This window comes from Micromonospora sp. NPDC048894 (assembly GCF_040649765.1).
Taxonomy (GTDB): domain Bacteria; phylum Actinomycetota; class Actinomycetes; order Mycobacteriales; family Micromonosporaceae; genus Micromonospora; species Micromonospora antibiotica.
The window spans coordinates 92,495-112,766 of record NZ_JBEZFY010000001.1; the positions used below are offsets into that span (position 1 = coordinate 92,495).

Below are 20,272 nucleotides of genomic sequence, written 5' to 3' on the forward strand. Positions count from 1 at the left end.
AGCATGTAGTGGTCATTCGGCTGGCGGCGAGCCGCGCAACAACAAGGAAGTAGTGGTCATTCGGCCGCAGGATGCCACTACATCATGGTTCGAGCACGATCTTGCGGCGGCGGGCGGTGGCGGCGGGCGGCGGGCAGCGGTGGCGGCGGGCGGCGGTGGTGGCGGGCGGTGGCGGCGGCGGGCTCAGCGGGTGGGCGGGCCCGGCAGGCGCTCCACCAGGCGGGTCAGCGCGCCGTTGGCGAAGGTCGCGCCGAGCGCCGAACCGGCGGCGATGCCCCAGCCCACCGGGCCGAGCGGGGTGCAGCCGAAGAACTGGCTCACCCCGGGGGTCTGCACCAGGGCCGCGAGTACCCCGACCGAGGCGGCGGTCGACGCGAGCACCGTAGGGCTGGTGCCCCCGGCGAGGACGGTCTGCCCCAGTTGGGTGCCGACCAGCGAGACCAGGGCCACCGTGCCGGCCCGCCGTTCCCGGCCGGTCCACCGGGCCACCGTCCAGCCGGCGGTCGCCCCGAGGGTGGTTGCGGCGGCGCGGAGCCCGATCTCGCGGGTCATGGTGCCGCCGAGGGAGGCGTCCGGTCCTTCGCGGAGCAACCCGTCGGCGTGGTCGGCGTCGGGGGGCCGGACCGCGATGGCCAGTGCGGGTGCCAGGTCGGTGAGCAGGTTGACCAGGAGCAACTGCCGGCCGTTGAGCGCCGACCGGCCGGTGACGGCGGCGCTGAGTACGCTGAACGCGATCTCGCCGAGGTTGCCGCCGACCAGGATGCTCAGCGCGTGGCGTACCGACGACCACATGGCCCGCCCCTCGACCAGGGTGGCGATGATGGTCTCCAACCGGTCGTCGGTGACCACCAGGTCGGCGGCGGCACGGGCGGCCGGGGTGCCCCGTTGGCCGAGGGCGATGCCCACGTCGGCCAGCCGGATCGCCGGGGCGTCGTTGGCGCCGTCACCGGTCATCGCCACGGTACGCCCGCACTTCTGCAACGCCTGGATGATCCGCACCTTGTGCGCCGGGGTGCACCGGGCCACCACGTCGGTACGGCCCAGCCGCTCACCCAGCGCCGCGTCGTCCAACTCGTCCAGCTCGGTGGCGGTGACCACCCGTTGGCCGTCGGTTTCCGGGCTGATGGCCGACGCGATCGCCTCGGCGGTGGCCGGATGGTCCCCGGTGATCATGATGGTGTGCACGCCGGCCTGCCGGATCCGGCGGACCGCCGGGGCGGCGCTCTCGCGTACCCCGTCGGCGAGGGCGAGGAAACCGACGAAGACCAGCCCGCGCACCTCGTCGTCGGTGACCGCCTCGGCACCGGCCCGGCACTCCGCCACGGCGAGGATCCGGTGACCCGCCCCGGCCCGGTCGGCGAGCGCGGTGTGCAGCCGGTCCCGGCGTGCGGCGTCCAGCGGCTCGTCCCGCCCGCCCGGCAGCCGCCACGCACCACAGCGGGGCAGCACCGTCTCCGGGGCACCCTTCACGCTGAGCAGCAGCCCATCGGTGGTCCGGCCGACGGTGGCGTGGTAACCCCGGGACGGCTCGAACGGCAACCCGCCGACCGCCGCCCAGCCGGACGCGCCGGTCTGCTCGGTCACCCCGGCCTGCCGTGCGCCGTACCGGACCGCCCGGTCGGTGTGCTGCGGCAACACCTGCGGATCGTCCGCGTACGGGGTGGCGCGTAGCCCGGCGGCGAGGACCCGGCGCAACCCGTCGTCGAGGCCGGGCAGATCGGCGAACCGGCCGTCGTCGCCGACCCCGGCGAGCAGCAGCCTGCCCTCGGTGAGGGTGCCGGTCTTGTCGAAGCAGAGCACGTCCACCCGGCCCAGCGCCTCGATGGTGCGCGGGTTGCGGACCAGCGCGCCGTGCTCGGCCAGTCGTCGCGCGGCGGCCAGCTGCGCCGCGCTGACCAGGAACGGCAGCCCCTCCGGCACCGACGCCACGGCCAGGTTCGCGGCGGTCGCCGCCGTCTGCCGCAGCGGTACGCCCCGCAGCAGCCCCGCCCCGGCCACCGCGATCGCCGACGCGGCGGCCAACGGGATCGCCGAGCGGGTGATGGTGCCGAGCCGGGCCTCCACACCGCTCTCCGGCGGGGACTGCCGGGCCAGCGCGAGACTCCGCCCGGACTCGGTCCGCGCACCGGTCGCCACCACCACGGCGGTGCCGTGTCCGGCGGCGATGGTGGTGCCCTCGTAGAGCATCGAGGCCCGGTCGGCCAGGGCGGTGGCGACCACCGGAGCGGCCCCCTTGGTCACCGGCAACGACTCGCCGGTCAGTGACGACTCGTCGGCCTCCAACCCGTCGGCGGTGAGCACCCGGCAGTCGGCCGGCACCGCGTCCCCCGGGCCGAGGGTCACCACGTCACCGGGGACCAGTTCCTCGGCGGCGGCCACCCGTTCGGCCCCGTCCCGCAGCACCCGTGCGGTGACCGCCGAGCGGGACAGCAGCTCGGCGAGCGCCCGGTCGGTGTTGCGTTGGTGCACCGCCCCGACCAGCGCCGATCCGCCGACCACGCCGCCGACCAGGGCCGCGTCGACCAGTGAGCCGAACGCGGCGGAGAGGACCGCGCCGGCGGCCAGCACCGGCGTGAGCGGGTTGGCCAGCTCGTCGACGAAGGCCCGGAACAGGCTGACGGGGCTGGCCGCCGCGTCCGGGTCGGCGCGGTGCCGGTGCTGCGCCTCGGCGTCGGTCAGCCCGTCCGGGGTGGTGTCGAGTTGGCGCAGCACGGCCGACACCGGCATCAGGTGCCAGGCGGTGGTGGCCGACTCCGGGGCCCCGGCCGGGTCGGGTAGCCGGCGGGCCCGCCACACGCCGTTGGCGAAGGCCAGCGCCGCCGCGCCGTTGACGGCGGCGAGGCTGCGGCCGGGCAGCTGCGGCACCGCGGCGGTGAACGCCCCCAACGCGCCGAGCCCGGTGCCGGCCATGGCGAGGCGGATGTTCTGCCCGGTCATCCGCCGGGCCACCCCGGCCGCCTCGATCAGCAGCACCGGAATCCGCAGGTCGGTGCCGACGAGCAGGTGGGCGCCCCACGGCGGCAGGTCCTCGGCAGCGGCCACCCCGAGCCCGCAGTCGGCTGCGGCAAGCGCCGTCCGGTCGCCGGAGACCAGCATCACCACCGCGCCGTCGCGTTGCAGGGCACGTACGGACTCGACGAGCCGGTCCCCACCGGGCAGCACCGCGTCGGCGAAGCCGTACCGCTGCGGGTCGTCGCCGGCGACCACCAGCCGCAGGCCGGCGTGCCGGGCGGCGGTGGGTAGCGCATCGACGCCGGGAGCCGGTTCGGGTGCGACCCGGACGACGGCGGTGAGGCTGCCGTGGTGGACGAGGCCGAGCAGCGGGCCGCCCGCCGTGCGCAGCCGTGCGCTGTCGGGGGTGTCCCCCGGGTCGACGGCGTCGAGGTCGGCCAGGGGGCCGAGCCGCCAACCGTCCGCCTCGTGGACGGCGTCGGGCTGCTCGGGGTCGAACAGGGCGAACGCCCGACCGGCCACCTCCCCGGTGTCGGTGCCGGGCAGCGGAGCCAGGTCGGCGAGGACACCACGGTCCGATCCGAGCACGGCCGCGTCCAGCACCACCGTGTCGATCCGGTCGAGTTCCCGCAGCACACTGCGGTCCATCGCGATCACGCCACGCCGGGCCAGCACCCGGCCGAGCTGGGCGGCGTACCCTTCGCGGCCACTGCCGGGGGCCTTGGGTAGCGCGGCGAGCCCCAGCGCGGCGGCCCGCTTCGGCCCGGCGACGGGCCACGCGGCGGCCCCGGCGGCGACACCGGTGGCGAGCATCGTCGAGATGTACCGTTCGACGGGGCCGTCGGGGCGGGGGCAGGGCCGCCGGACCCCGGGTGAGCGGGCCACGGCACGCTCCGGGTCGCCGGTCAGCCCCGGCTCGGCCCGGGTCCAGGCGGCGAGTTGGGCGCGCGCCTCACCCCACTGCACGATCCGCTGCGCGCCGTCGAGGACGATGCCGGCCCAACCACCGGTCAGGCCCTGCACGACCGCCTCGGCGAGCGGGAAGAGCACCTCGGCGCGTGGGTCGGCACGCAACCCCCGGCCGGCGAGGTCGTGCAGCCTGGGGTGCAGGTCGACGGCGGTGAGCAGGCCGGCCACCTCCCCCGGCACCGGGGTGAACGGCAGGATCCGGGTGGCGGCGGAGATGGTCAGGCCCAGCGCGTCGGAGGCGAGCGCACCGAGGGTCCGGGGGGTACGCGGCCCGTCCTCCGGCGGATGCGGGGGCGGGATCTCCGGGTCCGGCTCGTGCGGGCAGATCCGTTCGACCCGGGCCACCGTGTCGATCAGGTCGCGCAGTTTCGGTTTCGGTTCCCCGACGGCCACCACCACCCGGCCGGACGGGGCGTTCACCCGGGCCCAGGCCACCCCGGGGAGCCGTTGCAGCGCCGCCTCGACCTGCCGGGCCAGCCGGTCGCCGCCGTCCTGGCAGACGCCGTGCACCTCGATGTGGTGCCGGCCGTCGCGGGACCACACCCGGCGGCGGGTCAGCCCGGCCACCCGGGCCAGCCGTCCGACGGTACGGGACGCGCCGCCGAGCAGCGGGGGCACCGGCACCGACGGGAGGACCCGGCCGGCGACCCGGCCCAGCGTGGTCATCGAGGCGTACGGCCGATGCGTCGGCCCCGCCCACTGCCGCCGTACGCCATCGTGCCTCCCGCGTTCGTCAGGCGGCCTGGCTTCCCGGTAGGGCGTCCGTTATGCCCTCGGGGCGGGGGAAGTTCCCGCCGGTGGCGGGGCATGGACGGCGGTGCCGGTGGAATCCGGCTGACGACCCGACGAGTCGGCAGGAGGCCGGGATGAGCACGATCACGCGTCACCTCAGTGGCAGTCACGAGATGGTCCGCGCATACACCCGACGGGTGGAGGTGCCGATGCTGGGCGAGGTGGCGGTGCCCCCGCCCGACAAGATCGCCTACTACGCCGGGTTGGGGGTGCTCGCCGCGCTCCAGGTCATCGAGTGGCCGCTCGCCCTGGTGATCACCGCCGGTCACCTGCTCGCCGACCAGCACCTGTCGGGACTGGCCAAGGGGCTCGGGGAGGCCCTGGAGTCGGCGTGACGAGACCTGGCTCACCCTTGACCTGAACCAGGGTGCAGGTCGCAGGCTGGGTCCATGCCTGACGTACCGCCCCGGGCCGGGGTCCTTCGGTGACCGCCACCCTCGCCCCGGCGGCCCGCCTCTACGATCCCCGGCTGCGGGCCATGACGGTGGGCAGCGTCGCCCTGGTGTCCCTGCTCGCCTTCGAGGCGTTGGCGGTGGGCACCGCGATGCCCACGGTGGCCCGCGCGCTGGACGGGCTGGGCCTCTACGCGCTCGCCTTCGGCGGTTCGTTCGCCGCCGGGGTGCTGGCCATGGTGCTCTCCGGCATCTGGTGCGACGTCCGGGGACCACGCGCCCCGATGTGGGGCGGGGTGGGACTGTTCGTCGTCGGGTTACTCGTCGCCGGGAGCGCCGACGCGATGGGCACCCTGGTGGTCGGTCGGGCGGTGCAGGGCTTCGGGTCCGGGCTGCTCTCCGTCGCGCTGTACGTGGTGGTCGGGCAGGCGTACCCGGAGCAGCTGCGGCGGCGGGTCTTCGCGGCGTTCGCGGCGGCGTGGGTCATCCCTTCGCTGGTCGGGCCGGCGGTGGCCGGGTTGATCGTGGAACACCTGGGCTGGCGGTGGGTCTTCCTCGCGGTGCCGGTGGTGGCGTTGCCGGCGGTGCTGCTGGTCGAGTCGGGACTGCGCACGCTCGCCCGGCCGACGCCGGCCGGGCCACCGGCGGGCGCGGCGGCCCGGATCGGCTGGGCGGCCGGGGCGGGGGTGAGCGCCGCGCTGCTGCACCACGGGGGGCAGCAGCGCGGCGTGCCCGCCGTGATCCTGGTGGTGGTGGCCCTCACCGGCCTGGGGGTCTGCGCGCCCCGGCTGCTCCCGGCGGGGTTCCTGCGGGCCGCCCGGGGCCTGCCCACGGTGGTGGGGCTGCGCGGGTTGGCGGCGGCGGCGTTCGCCGGTGCGGAGGTGGTCATCCCGCTGATGCTGTCCCGGCAGCGGGGTTTCTCGCCGACCGCCGCCGGCCTGGTGCTGACCGTCGGCGCGCTGTCCTGGTCGGTGGGTTCCTGGCTCCAGGGGCGGCTGCCGCCGCCGCGCTCCTCGGCGACCCTGCCCCGGCTCGGCCTGGCCTGCGTGGCGGCGGGCACGGCCACGGTCACCCTGGCCGTGTGGCCGGCCGTGCCGGTGGCGGTCGGGGTGGCCGGGTGGGCGGTGGCGGGCCTGGGGATGGGTCTGGCGTACCCGTCGCTGTCGGTGTTGACCCTGGCCCTGTCGGCCCCCGACGAGCAGGGGCGCAACAGTTCGTCGTTGCAACTGGCCGACTCGCTGTTCACCGCCACGGTGCTGGCGTTGACCGGTGCGGTGCTCGCCGCCGGGACGACGCCCGGCCCGGCCGGCTACGCGGGGACGCTCGCCGTGGCGGTGGGCTGTGCCCTGCTCGGCGCGGTGCTCGCCGGCCGGGTGGTGCCGGGCCGGGTGCGGGCCGCCTGATCCCTCGAATCCCGCCTGGTCGACCGGGGTGACCGGGAGGATGGTGGGCGATGAACTTCCTGACGATCCTGCCGATGGCCGTGGTGATGGTGGCCGGTACGCAGTTGGTGGCGGCGGTCTTCCTCGCCTCCGGCGACCGGCCCCGCCGGGCGTCGCTGGGGTTCCTGGCCGGCGCGGCGATCGTGGTGGTTGCCGGGACGACCCTCGCCTGGCTGGTCTTCCGGGTCGTCAAGGGCGCAGCCGGCGGTGGTGGGGGTGGCCGCCGCCAGGTCGAGACGGTCATCGACTGGGTGGTGCTGGGGCTGCTGGTGGTGTTGGCGGTGGTGGTGTTCGTCCGGCGGCACTCCTCCGGCGAGCCGACGTGGATGGGTCACCTCCAGCACGCCGGATTCGGTTACGCGCTCCGGCTGGGCCTCCTGCTCTTCGTGGTGATGCCCTCCGACGACCTGACGATGGTGACGGTGGGGGCGACCGCCGCCCGGCACGGCCTGCCGTGGTGGCACCTGGTGCCGTTCATGCTGCTGACCCTGCTGTTGCTCGCCCTGCCGCTGCTGGCGTTGCTGCTGCTCGGTGCCCGGGCGGACCGGGTGCTGCCCCGGATGCGCGACTGGGCGGCCCAGCACTCGTGGATCATCAGCGAGGCGGTGGTGGTGTTCTTCCTCGCGTTGACCGTGGTCGACCTGCTCACCTGAGGGCCGGGACGCGCCGGGCCGGTCGGGGCGGTGTCACGTTCCGGGTGGTCGGTCCGTCAGCTGGTCGGCCGTCGGGTGCTCTTCCCGTCGGGTCGGTTCGTCGGTGGTCGTGGAGGGGGACGGGATGCGGGTGCTGGTGACGGGTGCCGGCGGGACGTTGGGGCGGGCGGTGCTGCCCCGGTTGCGTAGCGACGGCTTCACGGTACGGGCGACGAGCCGGCGGCCCCGGCACGATCCGACGACGGACTGGGTGGTCGCCGACCTGGCCACCGGGGCCGGGTTGGCCGAGGCGGTCGCCGGGGTGGACGCGGTGCTGCACCTGGCGTCCCGGCCGGGTGGCGGCGCCCCGACCCACCGGGTGGACGTGCTGGGCACCCGCCGGTTGGCCCTGGCCGCCGGTCACGCGGGCGTGGCCCATCTGCTGTACGTCTCGATCGTCGGCGTGGATCGGGTGCCGATCCCGTACTACCGGCAGAAGCTGGCGGCGGAGCAGGTGGTGGCGGCCGGGCCGGTGCCGTGGACGGTGCTGCGGGCCACCCAGTTCCCGGTGTTCCTGGACCGGCTGTTGCGGGCGGCGAGCCGGCTCGGGCCGGTGCTGGGGGATCCGGCGGTGCTGGCCCAGCCGGTCGACCAGCACGAGGTGGCCGCCCGGCTCGCGGAGCTGCTCGCCACCGGCCCGCTCGCCGGTGTGCAGGAGTACGGCGGCCCACAGGTCCTCCGCTTCGACGACGCGGTACGGGCCTGGCGGGTGGCCCGGGGGTCCCGTCGTCCGCTGCTGCCGGTGCGCCTGCCGGGGCGGCTGGGTCGGGAGTTGCGGGCGGGTGGGCTGACCACGAGCGCCGTCCCGACCGGCCGTCGGACCTGGGCCGATCACCTGGCCGACACGTACGGGCGACCCGACCGAAGATGAGCCGGACACGGGTTCACGTCCTGCCTACCGTGACGCCATGCTGGTCTTCGTCGTCACGGTGCTGCTCTACGTCTTCGGTCTGGTCTTCCTGTACGGGGTGATCCGCCTCGCCGTGCGGCACGGCATGGAGGATCTGGAGGCCCGCCGGCCACAGGCGCTGCGGGCCGGTCGGTCGGCGACGGCCGACGACCGGGCGTTCCTGCGGGAGAACTCCTTCCTGGGCGGCAACTGACCCGTCGCGCCCTCCCGCCGGCTGCCGCGCGTCGTCGTCTCCCGCGCACTGTGGGCGTGGCCCGATGCGTGGCCTGGTGGGGCGGCCTGTGGGGTGGGGTGCGAGGATCGCTGCCGTGATGGGAACGTTGCAGACCGAGCCCGCCCGGACCCGACCCGACCTGCTGGCCACGCCGGTGGCCGCCGCCCTGGCGCAGTGGTCGGCGGACGCGCCCGTCGACGTCGACGACATCCTGGTCGCACCGATCGACGCCACGCTGGCCGACACGGCTGCCTTCTGCGCCGCGTACGAGGTGGGGCTGGACGTGTCGGCGAACTGTGTGGTGATCGCCGGCAAGCGGGAGGGCGAGATCCGGTACGCGGCCTGCGTGGTGCTCGCCACCACCCGGGCCGACGTCAACGGGGTGGTCCGTCGGACGTTGGACGTCCGCAAGGCGAGCTTCGCTCCGATGGCCGACGCGGTGGAGGCGACCGGGATGGAGTACGGCGGGATCACCCCGATCGGGCTGCCGGAGTCCTGGCCGATCCTGGTCGACGCCCGGGTGATCGCCGCCCCGCACGTGATCATCGGCTCCGGCGTACGGCACAGCAAGATCGCCCTACCCGGGCCGGCGCTCGGCGCACTGCCGGGCGCGCGGGTGGTGGAGGGCCTGGCCCGCCCGGCCTAGCCAATTATCGGCTTCGATGTTGTTGCACGTGAAACATCGCGTCGGTCGATGCCGTCCCCGCCGGGCCGCCGGGGTGGCGTTGCTGCGGCCGGACTGGTCGGCACCCTCGCCGGGCGGTCGGATGTCAGGCGGCCGACTCCCGCTGGGTGACCTCGGTCAGGGCGGCGAGCAGGGTCTCCGGCTCCTGCGCCCCGGTGACGGCGTACTTGCCGGCGAGCACGAAGGTCGGCACACTGCTCACCCCGAGCTGGTGGGCGGCGGCCAGGTCGGCGGCCACCTCGCGGCGACCCACGTTCGAGGCCAGGTGTTCGCGCGTCTCGGTCCCGTCCAGCCCGACCGAGACGGCCAGCGCGGCCAGCGCCTCGGGCGAGCCGACGTCGACCCCGTCGGTGAAGTGCGCCCCGTAGAGCGCCTCGACCACGTCACCCGCCCGGCCGTGCCCGTCGGCGAAGCGGACCAACCGGTGCGCGTCGAAGGTGTTGGCGCTCACCGCCCGGTCGAAGTTCAGCGTCAGCCCCACCCCGGCGGCCACCTGGGTCACCTGGCCGGCCATCTGCTCGGCCCGCTCCCGGCCGCCGAACTTCGCGGCCAGCGCGTCCAGCAGCGGCTGCGGCGCGGTCACCGGCGTCGGGTCGAGCTGGAACGGCCGGTACCGGACGGTCACCTCGCCGTCGTACGACGCCAGGGCCTGTTCGAAGCGGCGCTTGCCGATGTAGCACCAGGGGCAGACCACGTCGGCGTAGATCTCGATCTCCATGACCGGAGACAACCCGCAGCTCAGCCGGCTTGTTCCCGAACCTGCCGCTTGAGTCGGGCCAGGATCGCGGTGCCGCCGCGCACCCGCAACGGGCTGATCACCTGGGCCAGGCCCATCCGCTGGTAGAGGTCGTCCGGCACGTCCAGCACCTGCGTGGCGCTCGCCCCGGCCAGCCCCTCGGCGAGGATGCCGGCGAAGGCCCGGGTGGTGGGCGCCTCCGGTGGGCAGTCGAACAGGGTGGTGACCGTGCGGTCCGGGTTGACCTCGGCGCGTAGGAAGAACGCGGTCTGACACTCGGGGACCTGCTCCAGGTCGTCGCGGTCCACCCCGGCCGGCAGCGGCGGGATCACGTCGGCGTACTCCAGCAGCATCTCCAGCACCACGTCGCGGGGGGCGTCGGCGAACTCCCCGACGATCTCGGCCAGCCTCGTCGGCATCTCGGACATCCCGCCAGGCTACCGCCGCACCCGGCGCGGGTCTGCCACCAGACTCCCGCACCGACCGTCTGCGGGCCGGAGGAAGCCGGGACGAGGCGGGCGACCACACCGCTCGTGGGTCGCCCGCGCCGGGCGGGTCAGTTGTTCGGTGCGCCCTCGCTGATGTCGGCCAGCGCCGAGCTGGGGTCGAGCTGCATCGCCAAGTCGCCCAGGGAGACGATGCCGACGAGCTTGCGCTCGTTGTCGCAGACGAGGATCCGGCGGATGTTGCGCTCACGCATCAACGCCACCGCCTCACCGGCCGTGGCGTGCTGTTCGATCATCACCACCTCCCGGGTGATGATCGAACCGATCGAGGTGCTGGCCGGGTCGCTGCACTCGGCGACCGCCCGTACCACGATGTCCCGGTCGGTCAGCAGGCCCGCCAGCGTAGAGCCGTCGGTGACCACCACGTCCCCGATGTCGGCCTCCTTCATCACCCTGGCCGCCTCGTCCAGGGTGGTCTCCGCCGACAGATAGACCACCTGCTTCGTCATCACGTCACTGACCCGGTACATGAGAGCCCTCCGCACAACAAACACCCTTGGACGATCCAACTTCGATACCCCGTGGCGCGTCCGTTACACCCCGTTGCCGCGAACCCGACGCAGAAGCTGGTCGACCAGCCCGTCCCAGGCGACCTCCTCGTGCGCGCCGGTCGCCCCGCCGTTTCGCGGTGATCAAGAGGTTTGCGTCAGGATTCCGGGGCGGGGTGACGCAAACCTCTTGATCACCGGGGCGGGGGTGGGGTGGGGGCGGGGGCGGGGTGGGGGCGGGGTAATTGGGTGGACTTGGTGTTTCGGGGCGGTGAGCATCGGGGGCATGCGGCAGGAGGAGATCTGGGATTGCGAGGCCGCCCGGCGGTATGACACGCCGGGTGAGGGGATGTTCGCCCCGGAGGTGCTGGGGTCGACGGTGGACCGGTTGGCCGCGCTCGCCGGTGACGGGGCGGCGCTGGAGTTCGCGATCGGGACCGGTCGGGTCGCCGTACCGCTCGCCGCCCGGGGGGTGACGGTCACCGGCATCGAGCTGTCCGCCCCGATGATCGCGCAGCTCCGCACCAAGGTGGACGCGCAGGCCATCCCGGTGGTCGCCGGCGACATGGCGACCACCGTCGCCCCCGGCGAGTTCTCCCTCGTCTACCTCGTCTACAACACGATCGCCAACCTGCTCACCCAGGCCGAGCAGGTGGCCTGCTTCCGCAACGCCGCCCGGCACCTCGCTCCCGGTGGCCGGTTCGTCGTCGAACTGTGGGTGCCCGAACTGCGCAAACTCCCACCCGGGCAGCAGGCCGTCGTCTGGCACTCCGAACCCGGCTACGTCGGCCTGGACACCTACGACGTGCTGGCGCAGCACGTGGTGTCCCACCATTTCCGGTTCGGCGACGGCCGGCAGGCGGAACTGTTCCGTACCCCGCACCGCTACGTCTGGCCCGCGGAGCTGGACCTGATGGGGCAGCTCGCCGGGTTCACCCTGGAGAGCCGGCACGCCGACTGGACCGGCGGCGAGTTCACCGCCGAGTCCCGCTCCCACGTCTCCGTCTACCGTCTGCCCTAGCCGAGCCTGCGTCTGCATCTGGTCCGCACCCCGTCGGGTCTGCCGATCACCTGGACCCTGACCACGCCGAAGGTCGCCGAGCGGCAGGTTCCGACCGCGGTCCTGGATCACGATCCGGGCCTGGTCGCTGACCGTCCGGGCCTGAGGGGTGGCTGCCCGGGTCGCGCAACGCCGGCCTTCGGCGGTGGGTACCGTGTCTCGACGTCGCCGCGCCCGCACCGACCGTGGCCGCGCTGCCCGCATCGGGCCGGGTCAGCGGTGTCGGGGGCAGGCCGGGTCAGCGGGTGCCGACGCCGTTGCCGGTGGCGGCGACGAACGACCGCCAGGCCCGGCGGTCGAAGGTGAGGACGGGACCGGTCGGGTCCTTACTGTCGCGCACCCCGACGACGCCGGGCAGGTCGTCGGCGACCTCGACGCACTCACCGTTGCCGCTGCGGGTGGACTTGCGCCAGGTGGCACCGGTCAGCTCCATGACGTCATCACTTCCTTCATCAGCAGTGCCGACTGGTTGTGGGGCAGGGCCTCGCTGCGGACGCTCTCCCACCGTGCAATCAGGATAGTCAGCTCACCGTCCTTGTCGATCGTGGTGCCACTGAGCTGGTTCTCCAGATGGCCCACCCAACCGCTGTCGTTGCCGAGCGCCAGCGTGAACGGGCCGGCGAGACCCACGTGGGTGCTGACCTCGGCGGGTATCACGTGGATGCTGACGTTCGGCTGGTCGACGCACTCCAGCAGGTGGGCGATCTGCTGCACCATCAGGCCCCGGAAGCTCTCGTCCGCGCGCCGGAGCACCGCCTCCTCGACCACCGCGATCAGCTTCGGCGGCTGCGGACGACTGAGCACGCCCTGTCGGTCCAGCCGGACCGCGAGCCGCCGCTCCACCTCGTCGTCGCTGAGCATGTCGTCGGCCCGGATCACCGCACGGGCGTAGTTCTCCGTCTGCAACAGACCTGGGACGAGCGTCGGGTGGTAACACCAGAGCTGCTGTGCCTGGCGTTCGGCCTCCAGCCAGGGCCGGAACCAGTTCGGCTGCGAGTAGCGCTCGGCCAGCCTGAGCAGTGAGGTGAGCAGCCCGCCGGTCGTCAGGACCTCGTCCGCCCGCCTGAGGAACAGCCGGTCGAACGGCCGTTGGCCCAGCTCGATGGCGGAGATCTGCGAGCCGGAGAAGTGGACCAGCTTGCCGAACTCCTCCTGGCTCAGCTCCGCGTGCAGCCGCAGCCTGCGCAGTTGTGCCCGGATCAGGTCGGCGGTCGGTTCACTTTCCACACGTCCTCCACGGTTGTCCCGGCCGCCTCCCCGGTCCGACCGGGCGGCCCTCCCCGTCGACCCGACCTCGCCCAGGCCGGCGTCGATGCCTTCCGAGAGTAGTGGTGTCATCACCAGAATGTCACCAGTGGGTCGCCTTCCGTCCGGCCCGCTGCGGGGCCGCCCGTGACCCCCCGTGCAGGGGCGGCCCCATCCCCACCACCATCAGGAGGTCGAGACCGGTGAACTCCCGCCCCTTTCCGGTGCCCCGCCTCGGCCCGTACGCCGACCGGCCCCGCTCCCACCCGCCGGGCGGCCGGCCGCACCTGCCGCTGCGACCGCTGTGGGTGTGCCGGGCCTGCGGCGGCCCGTGGCCGTGCGCCGAGGCCCGGCTGCTGCTCCGCATCGAGTACGACGCACAGCCCGTAGACCTGGCCGTCTATCTGTCCGGGCTCTATCACGAGGCGAGCCACGACCTGTTCCGGCTGAACCCGCAGGACGGGCCGACACCGCGTGACCTGTTCGAGCGCTTCGTCGCCTGGGCCCCCTACCGCCGGCGACCGGCCACCCCGCCCCCGCCGGGCTGAGCGGTCCGGGGTGGACCGGGTGGCGGCCTGGGCGGGCTGCGGTCGATGACCTGCGCCACGTTGGGGCGGTGGGCGGCGGCAGGCGAAGGCCGGCCGGTGACAGACTGGTCGCCGCAGTCAACGAAAGCATGAGGGGGCGGCGTGCGCTGGCGGAGCTTCGTGGCGGTCGGGGACAGCTTCACCGAGGGCATGGACGACGCCTACCCGGACGGCACCTACCGGGGCTGGGCGGACCTGGTGGCGACCCGACTGGCCGCCGAGGCCGGGCCGGACTTCGGCTACGCGAACCTGGCCATCCGGGGCCGGCTCTTCCCGAGTGTCGTCGCCGAGCAGGTGCCCGCCGCGCTCGCCATGAAACCCGACCTGGTCAGCTTCGCGGCCGGCGGCAACGACGTGCTGCGCCGCACCTTCGACCCGGACGCGTTGGCGACCCGGTTCGACACGGTGGTGGGCCGGCTGCGGTCAGGTGGCGCCGACGTGATCCTCTTCCGGTTCGCCGACGTGCTGGCCCGGCTGCCCGGCCAGCGCCTCGTCTCACCCCGGATCGCGCTGGTCAACCGGCTCATCGGCGAGATCGCCGAGCGGCACGGCGCGATCCTGATCGACCTGTTCGCCGACGACACGTTCCGGCTCAACCCGACCCTCTGGAGCCCCGACCGGCTGCACCTGTCCGCCGCCGGGCACCGGCGGGTCGCCGGCCAGGTGCTGACCACGCTCGGGGTGGGCTGCGACGAGGAGTGGCTGATGGTGCCGGAACGCCCGGCCGCGACCCCATGGCTCGCCGCCCGCGCCGCCGACCTGAGCTGGGTCGGCCGGCACCTGGCCCCGTGGGTCACCCGTCGGCTCACCGGCCGGTCCTCCGGCGACACGGTCACCGCGAAGCGCCCGGTCCTCGGCCCGCTGGCCGACTGATCGTGCGCACCCTGCACACCGCCCCCCTGCTGCGCCTCACCCACGACGACGAGCCACCACCGGGCCGCCCGGTGCCGGGTGACGACGATGCGCCGTCGGACCGGGCGACATCGGGCGACGACCCGCCGTCGGGCCGGTCGGTGCCCGTCTCCGGCGGGCCGCCTGACCAGCCGGTGCCGGGTGACGGTGGGTTGCTGTCGGGCTGGGCGGTGCTGGTCGACGGTGCCCGGATCGAGGCGATCGGGCCGGTGGAGGAGCTGACGCAGGCGTACCCGATGGTGCGGATGCGGCGGTGGCCCGGGACCCTCGGGCCGGCGCTGGTGCACGACGGGCCGCTGCCACCGGCGGCCAGCCCGCGCGAGCGGGTGCACGCGCTGCTGCAATCGGGCGTCGGCGCGCTGCTCGCCGCGCACCTCACCGACCCGGCGGTACGCGCGGCGGCGGCCCGCAACGACGTCGCCGTCCTCGACGCGGTACGACCCCCCGCTCTCGCTGTCGGCGGCCGGGCCGATCTGGCCGTCTTCGCCGACGACGGCCGCTGCCTCGCCACCGTCGTCGCCGGCCGCCTGGTCCACCGCCGCGCCTGACCCCGCCGACGTCCTTCCGGGCCCAACGGGCGGTCGACGCCCCGGTTTCCGGCGTAACTTGGGGCTCATGTCTGTGCCGAGTGATCCGCATCCCCGCCTCCAGTCGTATGCCGACCCGCAGCGGCTGGTCACCACCGAATGGTTGGCCGAGCACCTCGGCGACGAGGGTCTCGTCGTGGTCGAATCCGACGAGGACGTGCTGCTCTATGACACCGGTCACCTCCCTGGTGCCGTCAAGGTCGACTGGCACACCGAGCTGAACGACCAGGTCACCCGGGACTACCTGGACGCGGAGAGCTTCGCCGAGCTGTGCGCGGCCAAGGGCATCGGCCGGGGCGACACGATCGTCTTCTACGGCGACAACTTCAACTGGTGGGCCGCGTACGCGCTGTGGGTGTTCACCCTGTTCGGTCATGCCGACGTCCGGCTGCTCGACGGTGGCCGGCAGAAGTGGATCGCCGAGGGGCGCGAGCTGACCCGGGACAAGGTGGCCCGGCCGCGTGCCGACTATCCGGTGCCGCAGCGCAACGACGCGCCGGTCCGGGCGTACCGGGAGCAGGTGATGGCGCACGTGGCGGCGGGCCGGCCGCTGGTCGACGTCCGTTCGCCGGGCGAGTACACCGGCGAGATGCTGCACATGCCGGACTACCCGCAGGAGGGTGCGCTGCGCGGCGGGCACATCCCGGGTGCGGTGAGCAAGCCGTGGAAGTCCGCCGCGAACGACGACGGCACCTTCAAGTCGGCCGACGAGCTGCGGGCCATCTACACCGACCAGCTCGGGTTGAGCCCGGCCGACGACGTGGTGGCGTACTGCCGGATCGGTGAACGGTCCAGCCACACCTGGTTCGTCCTGCACCACCTGTTGGGCTTCCCGCAGGTGCGCAACTACGACGGCTCGTGGACCGAGTGGGGCAACCTGGTCCGGGCCCCCGTGGTCCGGGGCGACCAGCCCGGCGGCCTGGCCGGCTGACCAGCCCACCCGCCGGCTTCGGTCGCGCCGGCTTCGGCCGCAACGGGGTGGATGGTGCGGTATTCCGGTCCCGGGACACCGCGACATCCGCCCCGTTGCGTCACGCCCGTCGGCGGGCCGGGGGTCAGGTGGGGGCGCGGAGGTAGCGGTGGACGGTGGGGGCCAGCCAGGTGACCAGGTCGGCCGACGGCATGTCGACGACCGGGGGCAGGCGCAGCACGTACCGGGTCAGCGCCAGGCCGAGCATCTGGCTGGCGACCAGACCGGCCCGCCGGGGCGCCTGCGCCGGATCGGGTACGACGGCGGCCACCGCCGCGCCGAGCTGGTCGGTGAAGACCGCCCGCATCCGGTCGGCCGCACCCTGGTTGGTGGCGGCGGTACGCAGCAGCGCGACCAGCGTCCCGTCGCCCTCCCAGCGGTCGAGGAAGTGCCGGACCAGCACCTCACCGAGCTGGTCGGTGGGCTGGTCGGTGAGGTCCGGCAGCCGCAGGTCGAACTCGGCAGCCGCCGCGAACAACCCCTCCTTGCTGCCGTAGTAGCGCATCACCATGGACGGGTCGATCCTGGCGTCGGCGGCGATGGCCCGGATGGTGGCCCGCTCGTACCCGTCGGCGGCGAACCGCTGCCGGGCTGCGGTCAGGATCGCGGCCCGGGTGGCGTCCGATCGGCGGGCGGTCATGTCCCCGACTCTATGCCAACAGGCGTTGACCTCCGGGGCTCACCCGGCCTACCTTTTGCCAACAAGTGTTGGCAAACGTTCGTTGGCAACGGAGGTGGGAGATGCTGCCCGCGCAGACCGACGTCCTGGTGGTGGGAGCCGGCCCGACCGGACTGACCGTCGCGGCCACCCTCGCCCGACAGGGCGTCGAGGTGACCGTGGTCGACCGGGCGTCCGCGCCGCCGGTAACCTCCCGGGCCGCCGTCGTGCACGCGTACACGCTGGAGGTGTTGGACCGGATCGGCGTCACCGTGCCGCTGGTGGCCCGAGGGCTGCGGGCGGCGCGCTTCACCGTGCGGGACCGCGACCGGGTGCTGCTCACCCTCGGCTTCGGGGACCTGCCGTCGAGGTACCCGTACGCGCTGCTGGTCTCCCAGTCGGTGACCGAGGCGGTGCTCACCGACCGGCTGGCCGCCCTCGGCGGGCAGGTGCTCCGGCCGTACCAGCTCACCGGCCTGGACCACGACGGTGAGGGGGTGGTCGCCGGCTTCGCCGACGGGACGAGCGTGCGGGCCCGCTGGGTGGTCGGCGCGGACGGCATGCACAGCACCGTGCGTGAACTGGCCGGCATCGGCTTCGGTGGGCCGGCCGACGTGGGCGAGTCGTTCCTGCTCGCCGATGTCCGGGTGAGCAGCGTGCTCCCCCGCGACGAGGTCGCGCTCTTCCTCGCCCGGCCGGGTCCGCTGGTCTGGGCACCCTTGCCGGACGGCGTGGTCCGGCTGGTCGCCGCCGTCGCCGACGCGCCCCGCGACCCGGACGCCGCCCGGCTCCAGGCGCTGCTCGACGAACGCGGCCCGACCCGGCGGCCGGACCGGCTGACCGACGTGCTCTGGAGTTCCCGGTTCCGCGTCCACCACCGGATCGCCGACCACTACCGGCGCGGCCGGGTGCTGCTCGCCGGCGACGCCGCGCACGTGCACAGCCCGGCCGGCGGGCAGGGGATGAACCTCGGCATCTGCGACGCGGTGGCCCTCGGTGCCGCCCTCGGCGACGTCCTCGCCGGCCACCCCGACACCCTGCTCGACGACTACGCCGCCACCCGTCGGCCGCTCGCCGAGGAGGTCGTCGGCTTCGCCGCCCGGCTGACCCGGCTGGCCACCCTGCCGCCCGCCGGCCGGCCGCTGCGGGACCTGGCGTTGCGCGCGGTGTCGGGGATGCCGCCGGTGCGCCGCCGGATCGCGCTGCGGCTCGCCGGCCTCCAGCAGCGCGCGACGACCCTGCATCAGGGGGACGGGCGGCACGCCGGTCGGCGGTAGTTCGGCGGTAGACCCGACACGCGGTCGTCGGGCAGGGGAACCTGCTAGGGGAGCCCCGGTTACCTGGTGAGGAGAGGGCGTGCGTAGACCGCGACCCCGCCTGCTGGCGCTGTGCGCCCTGGCCGCCGTGCCACCGGCGATCGAGGCGGTGCTGCTGGTCCACTTCGGCTTCGTCGCTGCCGAAGGGCTGTCCTCCCAGGTCACCGCCGTCTGGCCGTACGACACCTACCACGACCTGCGCTGGCTGTACGTCTACCACGACTCGTGGGCCGAGTTCCTGGTCGGGCTGCTGCTGCTGGTCGGGTTCCGCGGACTGCTCACCACCGGGCTGGTCGCGCTCGCCTGGCCCCCCGAGGTGGACCGGCCCGGCCTGCGCTGGCTGCTCGGGCGCAACCTCGGGCTGTCCGCGGTGGTCACCGTGCTGGTCGCCCCGTGGGCGCTGATCTCGGTGGCGGCCTCGGTGGTCGCGCTCTCCTGGGTGCTGCTCGCCTCGCTGCTGCCGATGTTCCTGCTGGCACCGTTCCTGCAACGGGCCGCCGTGGTCGGGCCGTGGTGGCGCGGCCTGCCGTCGATCTCGCTGGTGGGCTGGTCACTGCTGAACTTCGTGGTGATCACCGTGGCCAGCGCGCTGTGCTGGAGCGTCCCCGGCTGGTGGACGGTGCCGGTCGCCCTGCTCGCCGGGGCGGCCAACGGGCTGCTCTGGGAACGCACCGTGCACGTCGCCGTGCTGGCCCCCCGGGTGCGCTGGGCCCGGGTGCCGGTCACTCCGATCGCCGTCGCGCTGGCCCTCGCCGTCCCGCTGGCGATCCCGTTGCTGGTGCAGGTCGTCCCGGCCGGGGTGACGGTCGAGCAGGTGGTGCTCGGGCAGCGGCTCCCGGCCGACGTACGGCACGCGGTGATCGTCCTCGCCGGCCACGGCTCCGCCTACGACGGGACCCCGCCCGTCGATGCGAACGTGGAACGGTTCTCCTACCGGGGGCTGGGCGGTGACGGCCGCCCGCTGCCGTACCGGCCGGTGGACACCAACCGGTCGCTGGAGAGCGGTGCCATCCTGCTGGAGACGCAGGTGGACCGGTTGCACCGGCGTACCGGCCGCCCGGTGGCCCTGATCGGGGAGAGCGAGGGGGCGTTGCTGGGCCGCACCTATCTCGCGCAGCGCCCGCACGCGGCGGTGGACACGCTGGTCATGTTCAGCCCGTTGATCAACGCCGGTCGTGCGTACTACCCGCCCGCCGGGGCGGCCCACGGGTGGGGAGTGGCCACCGGCTCGCAGTTGCGTGCCCTGCTCGGGGCGGTAGCGCTGTTAGGGGTCGCCGAGGCCGGCCCGGACGATCCGTTCATCAGGTCCCTGTTGGACAACGCGCCCTTCTACCGTAACCAGCTGATGTGCCCGGTGCCGGGCGTGCGGATGCTGGCCTTCCTGCCGACCACCACGGCCACCGAGGCACCTCCGGGCGACTACACCGGTATCCCGGTGTTCCAGATGCCCGGGGTGCACGGCGGACTGCTGGGCCGGTCACTGGTCCAGGACCGTCTGATCCACTTCCTCGCCGGGGTGCCGGAGAGCCGGATGCGTGGGGAGTACCCGCTGCTCCAGCAGCTCGGTGCGGGCTGGCAGGCGCCCCCGCTGGCGATCCGGATCAACCCGGCCTGGAACGACGTCCGGCAGCCGGACCCGTCCTTCACCGGGAAGGTCTGTCAGCCGTCCTGACCCGCGCGTCGTCCCGGTTGCCGCGCCGGTGCCGGACGACCAGCCGGAGGGCGGCCAGGACCAGCCCCACCACGATCAACGCCTCGATCGGGTGGTACGGCGCGAACAGCACGTGGACGACGACGACCGCCGCGCCGACCACCAGGGCCGCCGTCCGCCACCGGCGTCGACCGAACGCGGTGGCCAGACCGGTGGCCACCAGCAGCACCCCGCTCGCCACGTGCAGCCAGGCCCAGTTGGTGAGGTCGTAGAAGACCAGTCCGTCGGCGTGTAGCGAGACGTAGACGTCGCCACTGTCGACGTCGCCGATCCCGGACAGCACGTCGAAGAGGCCCGCGCCGACCAGCAGGCCACCGGCGAGCAGCAGCGACCGGTCCGGCTGTCGTGTCGTCACCGCGCCCTCCCTCCCCTCCCAGGCTAGGGCCGGCGGGGCACGCCGTCCGGCGATCACCGGCGCTGCCCGTCGACCGGCCACTGTCCGCCTGGT

Annotated in this window: 21 protein-coding genes; 13 read left to right on the plus strand and 8 right to left on the minus strand. The window is 74.2% G+C overall.

All coding sequences use genetic code 11. The features are described 5' to 3' along the window. Positions 1–183: 183 nt before the first annotated feature. Positions 184–4,587: an HAD-IC family P-type ATPase gene (locus AB0C22_RS00425; protein WP_357532700.1), complete on the minus strand. Its 4,404-nt coding sequence runs from the start codon at positions 4,585–4,587 to the stop codon at positions 184–186. Positions 4,588–4,787: 200 nt separating this feature from the next. On the opposite strand from AB0C22_RS00425, the gene AB0C22_RS00430 reads away from it, so the two are divergent. The 6 genes from AB0C22_RS00430 to AB0C22_RS00455 all read left to right on the plus strand — a co-directional run bounded on the left by AB0C22_RS00430 (position 4,788) and on the right by AB0C22_RS00455 (position 9,009). Beyond that, complete coding sequence (locus AB0C22_RS00430; protein WP_091249246.1) at positions 4,788–5,048, plus strand: hypothetical protein; 261 nt, start codon at positions 4,788–4,790, stop codon at positions 5,046–5,048. A gap of 89 nt (positions 5,049–5,137) precedes the next feature. Further along, complete coding sequence (locus tag AB0C22_RS00435) at positions 5,138–6,508, plus strand: MFS transporter (protein WP_357532702.1); 1,371 nt, start codon at positions 5,138–5,140, stop codon at positions 6,506–6,508. Positions 6,509–6,558: 50 nt separating this feature from the next. Further along, positions 6,559–7,200, plus strand: coding sequence for a GAP family protein (locus AB0C22_RS00440; RefSeq protein ID WP_357532704.1), 642 nt, complete (start codon positions 6,559–6,561; stop codon positions 7,198–7,200). 103 nt (positions 7,201–7,303) lie between these two features. Continuing rightward, positions 7,304–8,110, plus strand: coding sequence for an NAD(P)H-binding protein (locus AB0C22_RS00445; RefSeq protein ID WP_357532706.1), 807 nt, complete (start codon positions 7,304–7,306; stop codon positions 8,108–8,110). Between the two features lie 37 nt (positions 8,111–8,147). Continuing rightward, the gene (locus AB0C22_RS00450; RefSeq protein WP_208565192.1) at positions 8,148–8,342 is read left to right on the plus strand and encodes a hypothetical protein; all 195 of its coding nucleotides are present in this window, start codon (positions 8,148–8,150) and stop codon (positions 8,340–8,342) included. A 118-nt stretch (positions 8,343–8,460) separates the two neighbouring features. Next, on the plus strand, positions 8,461–9,009 hold the full coding sequence (locus AB0C22_RS00455; protein WP_357016615.1) for a YbaK/EbsC family protein: 549 nt from the start codon (positions 8,461–8,463) through the stop codon (positions 9,007–9,009). A 124-nt stretch (positions 9,010–9,133) separates the two neighbouring features. Here AB0C22_RS00455 and AB0C22_RS00460 read toward each other — a convergent pair whose 3' ends face one another. From AB0C22_RS00460 to AB0C22_RS00470, 3 genes are all read right to left on the minus strand, one after another. After that, positions 9,134–9,766 (minus strand): DsbA family oxidoreductase, encoded by a 633-nt coding sequence (locus AB0C22_RS00460; protein WP_357532708.1) that lies wholly within the window; start codon positions 9,764–9,766, stop codon positions 9,134–9,136. Positions 9,767–9,786: 20 nt separating this feature from the next. After that, positions 9,787–10,212 carry a SufE family protein gene (locus AB0C22_RS00465; protein WP_219465416.1) on the minus strand — a complete coding sequence of 142 codons (426 nt, stop codon included), beginning with the start codon at positions 10,210–10,212 and terminating at the stop codon, positions 9,787–9,789. A 128-nt stretch (positions 10,213–10,340) separates the two neighbouring features. After that, positions 10,341–10,760, minus strand: a complete 420-nt coding sequence (locus AB0C22_RS00470; protein ID WP_204958392.1) for a CBS domain-containing protein — start codon at positions 10,758–10,760, stop codon at positions 10,341–10,343. 304 nt (positions 10,761–11,064) lie between these two features. Between AB0C22_RS00470 and AB0C22_RS00475 the strand changes: the two genes are divergently transcribed. Further along, entirely contained in the window at positions 11,065–11,799 is a 735-nt protein-coding gene (locus tag AB0C22_RS00475) for a class I SAM-dependent methyltransferase (protein WP_357532710.1), read from the plus strand. 277 nt (positions 11,800–12,076) lie between these two features. Here the strand turns inward: AB0C22_RS00475 and AB0C22_RS00480 are convergent, their stop codons facing one another. After that, entirely contained in the window at positions 12,077–12,271 is a 195-nt protein-coding gene (locus tag AB0C22_RS00480; protein WP_219465418.1) for a DUF397 domain-containing protein, read from the minus strand. After that, positions 12,262–13,065: a helix-turn-helix transcriptional regulator gene (locus AB0C22_RS00485; RefSeq protein ID WP_219465419.1), complete on the minus strand. Its 804-nt coding sequence runs from the start codon at positions 13,063–13,065 to the stop codon at positions 12,262–12,264. Before AB0C22_RS00485 ends, AB0C22_RS00480 begins: the two co-directional genes overlap by 10 nt. A gap of 221 nt (positions 13,066–13,286) precedes the next feature. Between AB0C22_RS00485 and AB0C22_RS00490 the strand changes: the two genes are divergently transcribed. From AB0C22_RS00490 to AB0C22_RS00505, 4 genes are all read left to right on the plus strand, one after another. Beyond that, positions 13,287–13,631 (plus strand): hypothetical protein, encoded by a 345-nt coding sequence (locus AB0C22_RS00490; RefSeq protein WP_208565200.1) that lies wholly within the window; start codon positions 13,287–13,289, stop codon positions 13,629–13,631. A gap of 141 nt (positions 13,632–13,772) precedes the next feature. After that, entirely contained in the window at positions 13,773–14,543 is a 771-nt protein-coding gene (locus AB0C22_RS00495) for an SGNH/GDSL hydrolase family protein (protein ID WP_219465420.1), read from the plus strand. A gap of 2 nt (positions 14,544–14,545) precedes the next feature. After that, entirely contained in the window at positions 14,546–15,130 is a 585-nt protein-coding gene (locus tag AB0C22_RS00500) for a hypothetical protein (protein ID WP_255597795.1), read from the plus strand. A 67-nt stretch (positions 15,131–15,197) separates the two neighbouring features. After that, a complete protein-coding gene (locus AB0C22_RS00505) occupies positions 15,198–16,100 on the plus strand; it encodes a sulfurtransferase (RefSeq protein WP_219465422.1) in 903 nt (300 codons plus the stop codon). A 124-nt stretch (positions 16,101–16,224) separates the two neighbouring features. On the opposite strand, the gene AB0C22_RS00510 is transcribed toward AB0C22_RS00505, so the two are convergent. Further along, entirely contained in the window at positions 16,225–16,779 is a 555-nt protein-coding gene (locus AB0C22_RS00510; protein WP_219465423.1) for a TetR family transcriptional regulator, read from the minus strand. 101 nt (positions 16,780–16,880) lie between these two features. Between AB0C22_RS00510 and AB0C22_RS00515 the strand changes: the two genes are divergently transcribed. Further along, positions 16,881–18,074, plus strand: coding sequence for an FAD-dependent oxidoreductase (locus tag AB0C22_RS00515; protein WP_357532714.1), 1,194 nt, complete (start codon positions 16,881–16,883; stop codon positions 18,072–18,074). Between the two features lie 79 nt (positions 18,075–18,153). Next, a complete protein-coding gene (locus AB0C22_RS00520) occupies positions 18,154–19,785 on the plus strand; it encodes a hypothetical protein (protein WP_357532716.1) in 1,632 nt (543 codons plus the stop codon). Here AB0C22_RS00520 and AB0C22_RS00525 read toward each other — a convergent pair. Then, positions 19,757–20,179 carry a hypothetical protein gene (locus AB0C22_RS00525; RefSeq protein ID WP_357532718.1) on the minus strand — a complete coding sequence of 141 codons (423 nt, stop codon included), beginning with the start codon at positions 20,177–20,179 and terminating at the stop codon, positions 19,757–19,759. The two genes, AB0C22_RS00520 and AB0C22_RS00525, sit on opposite strands and share 29 nt — an antisense overlap. Positions 20,180–20,272 lie beyond the last annotated feature (93 nt).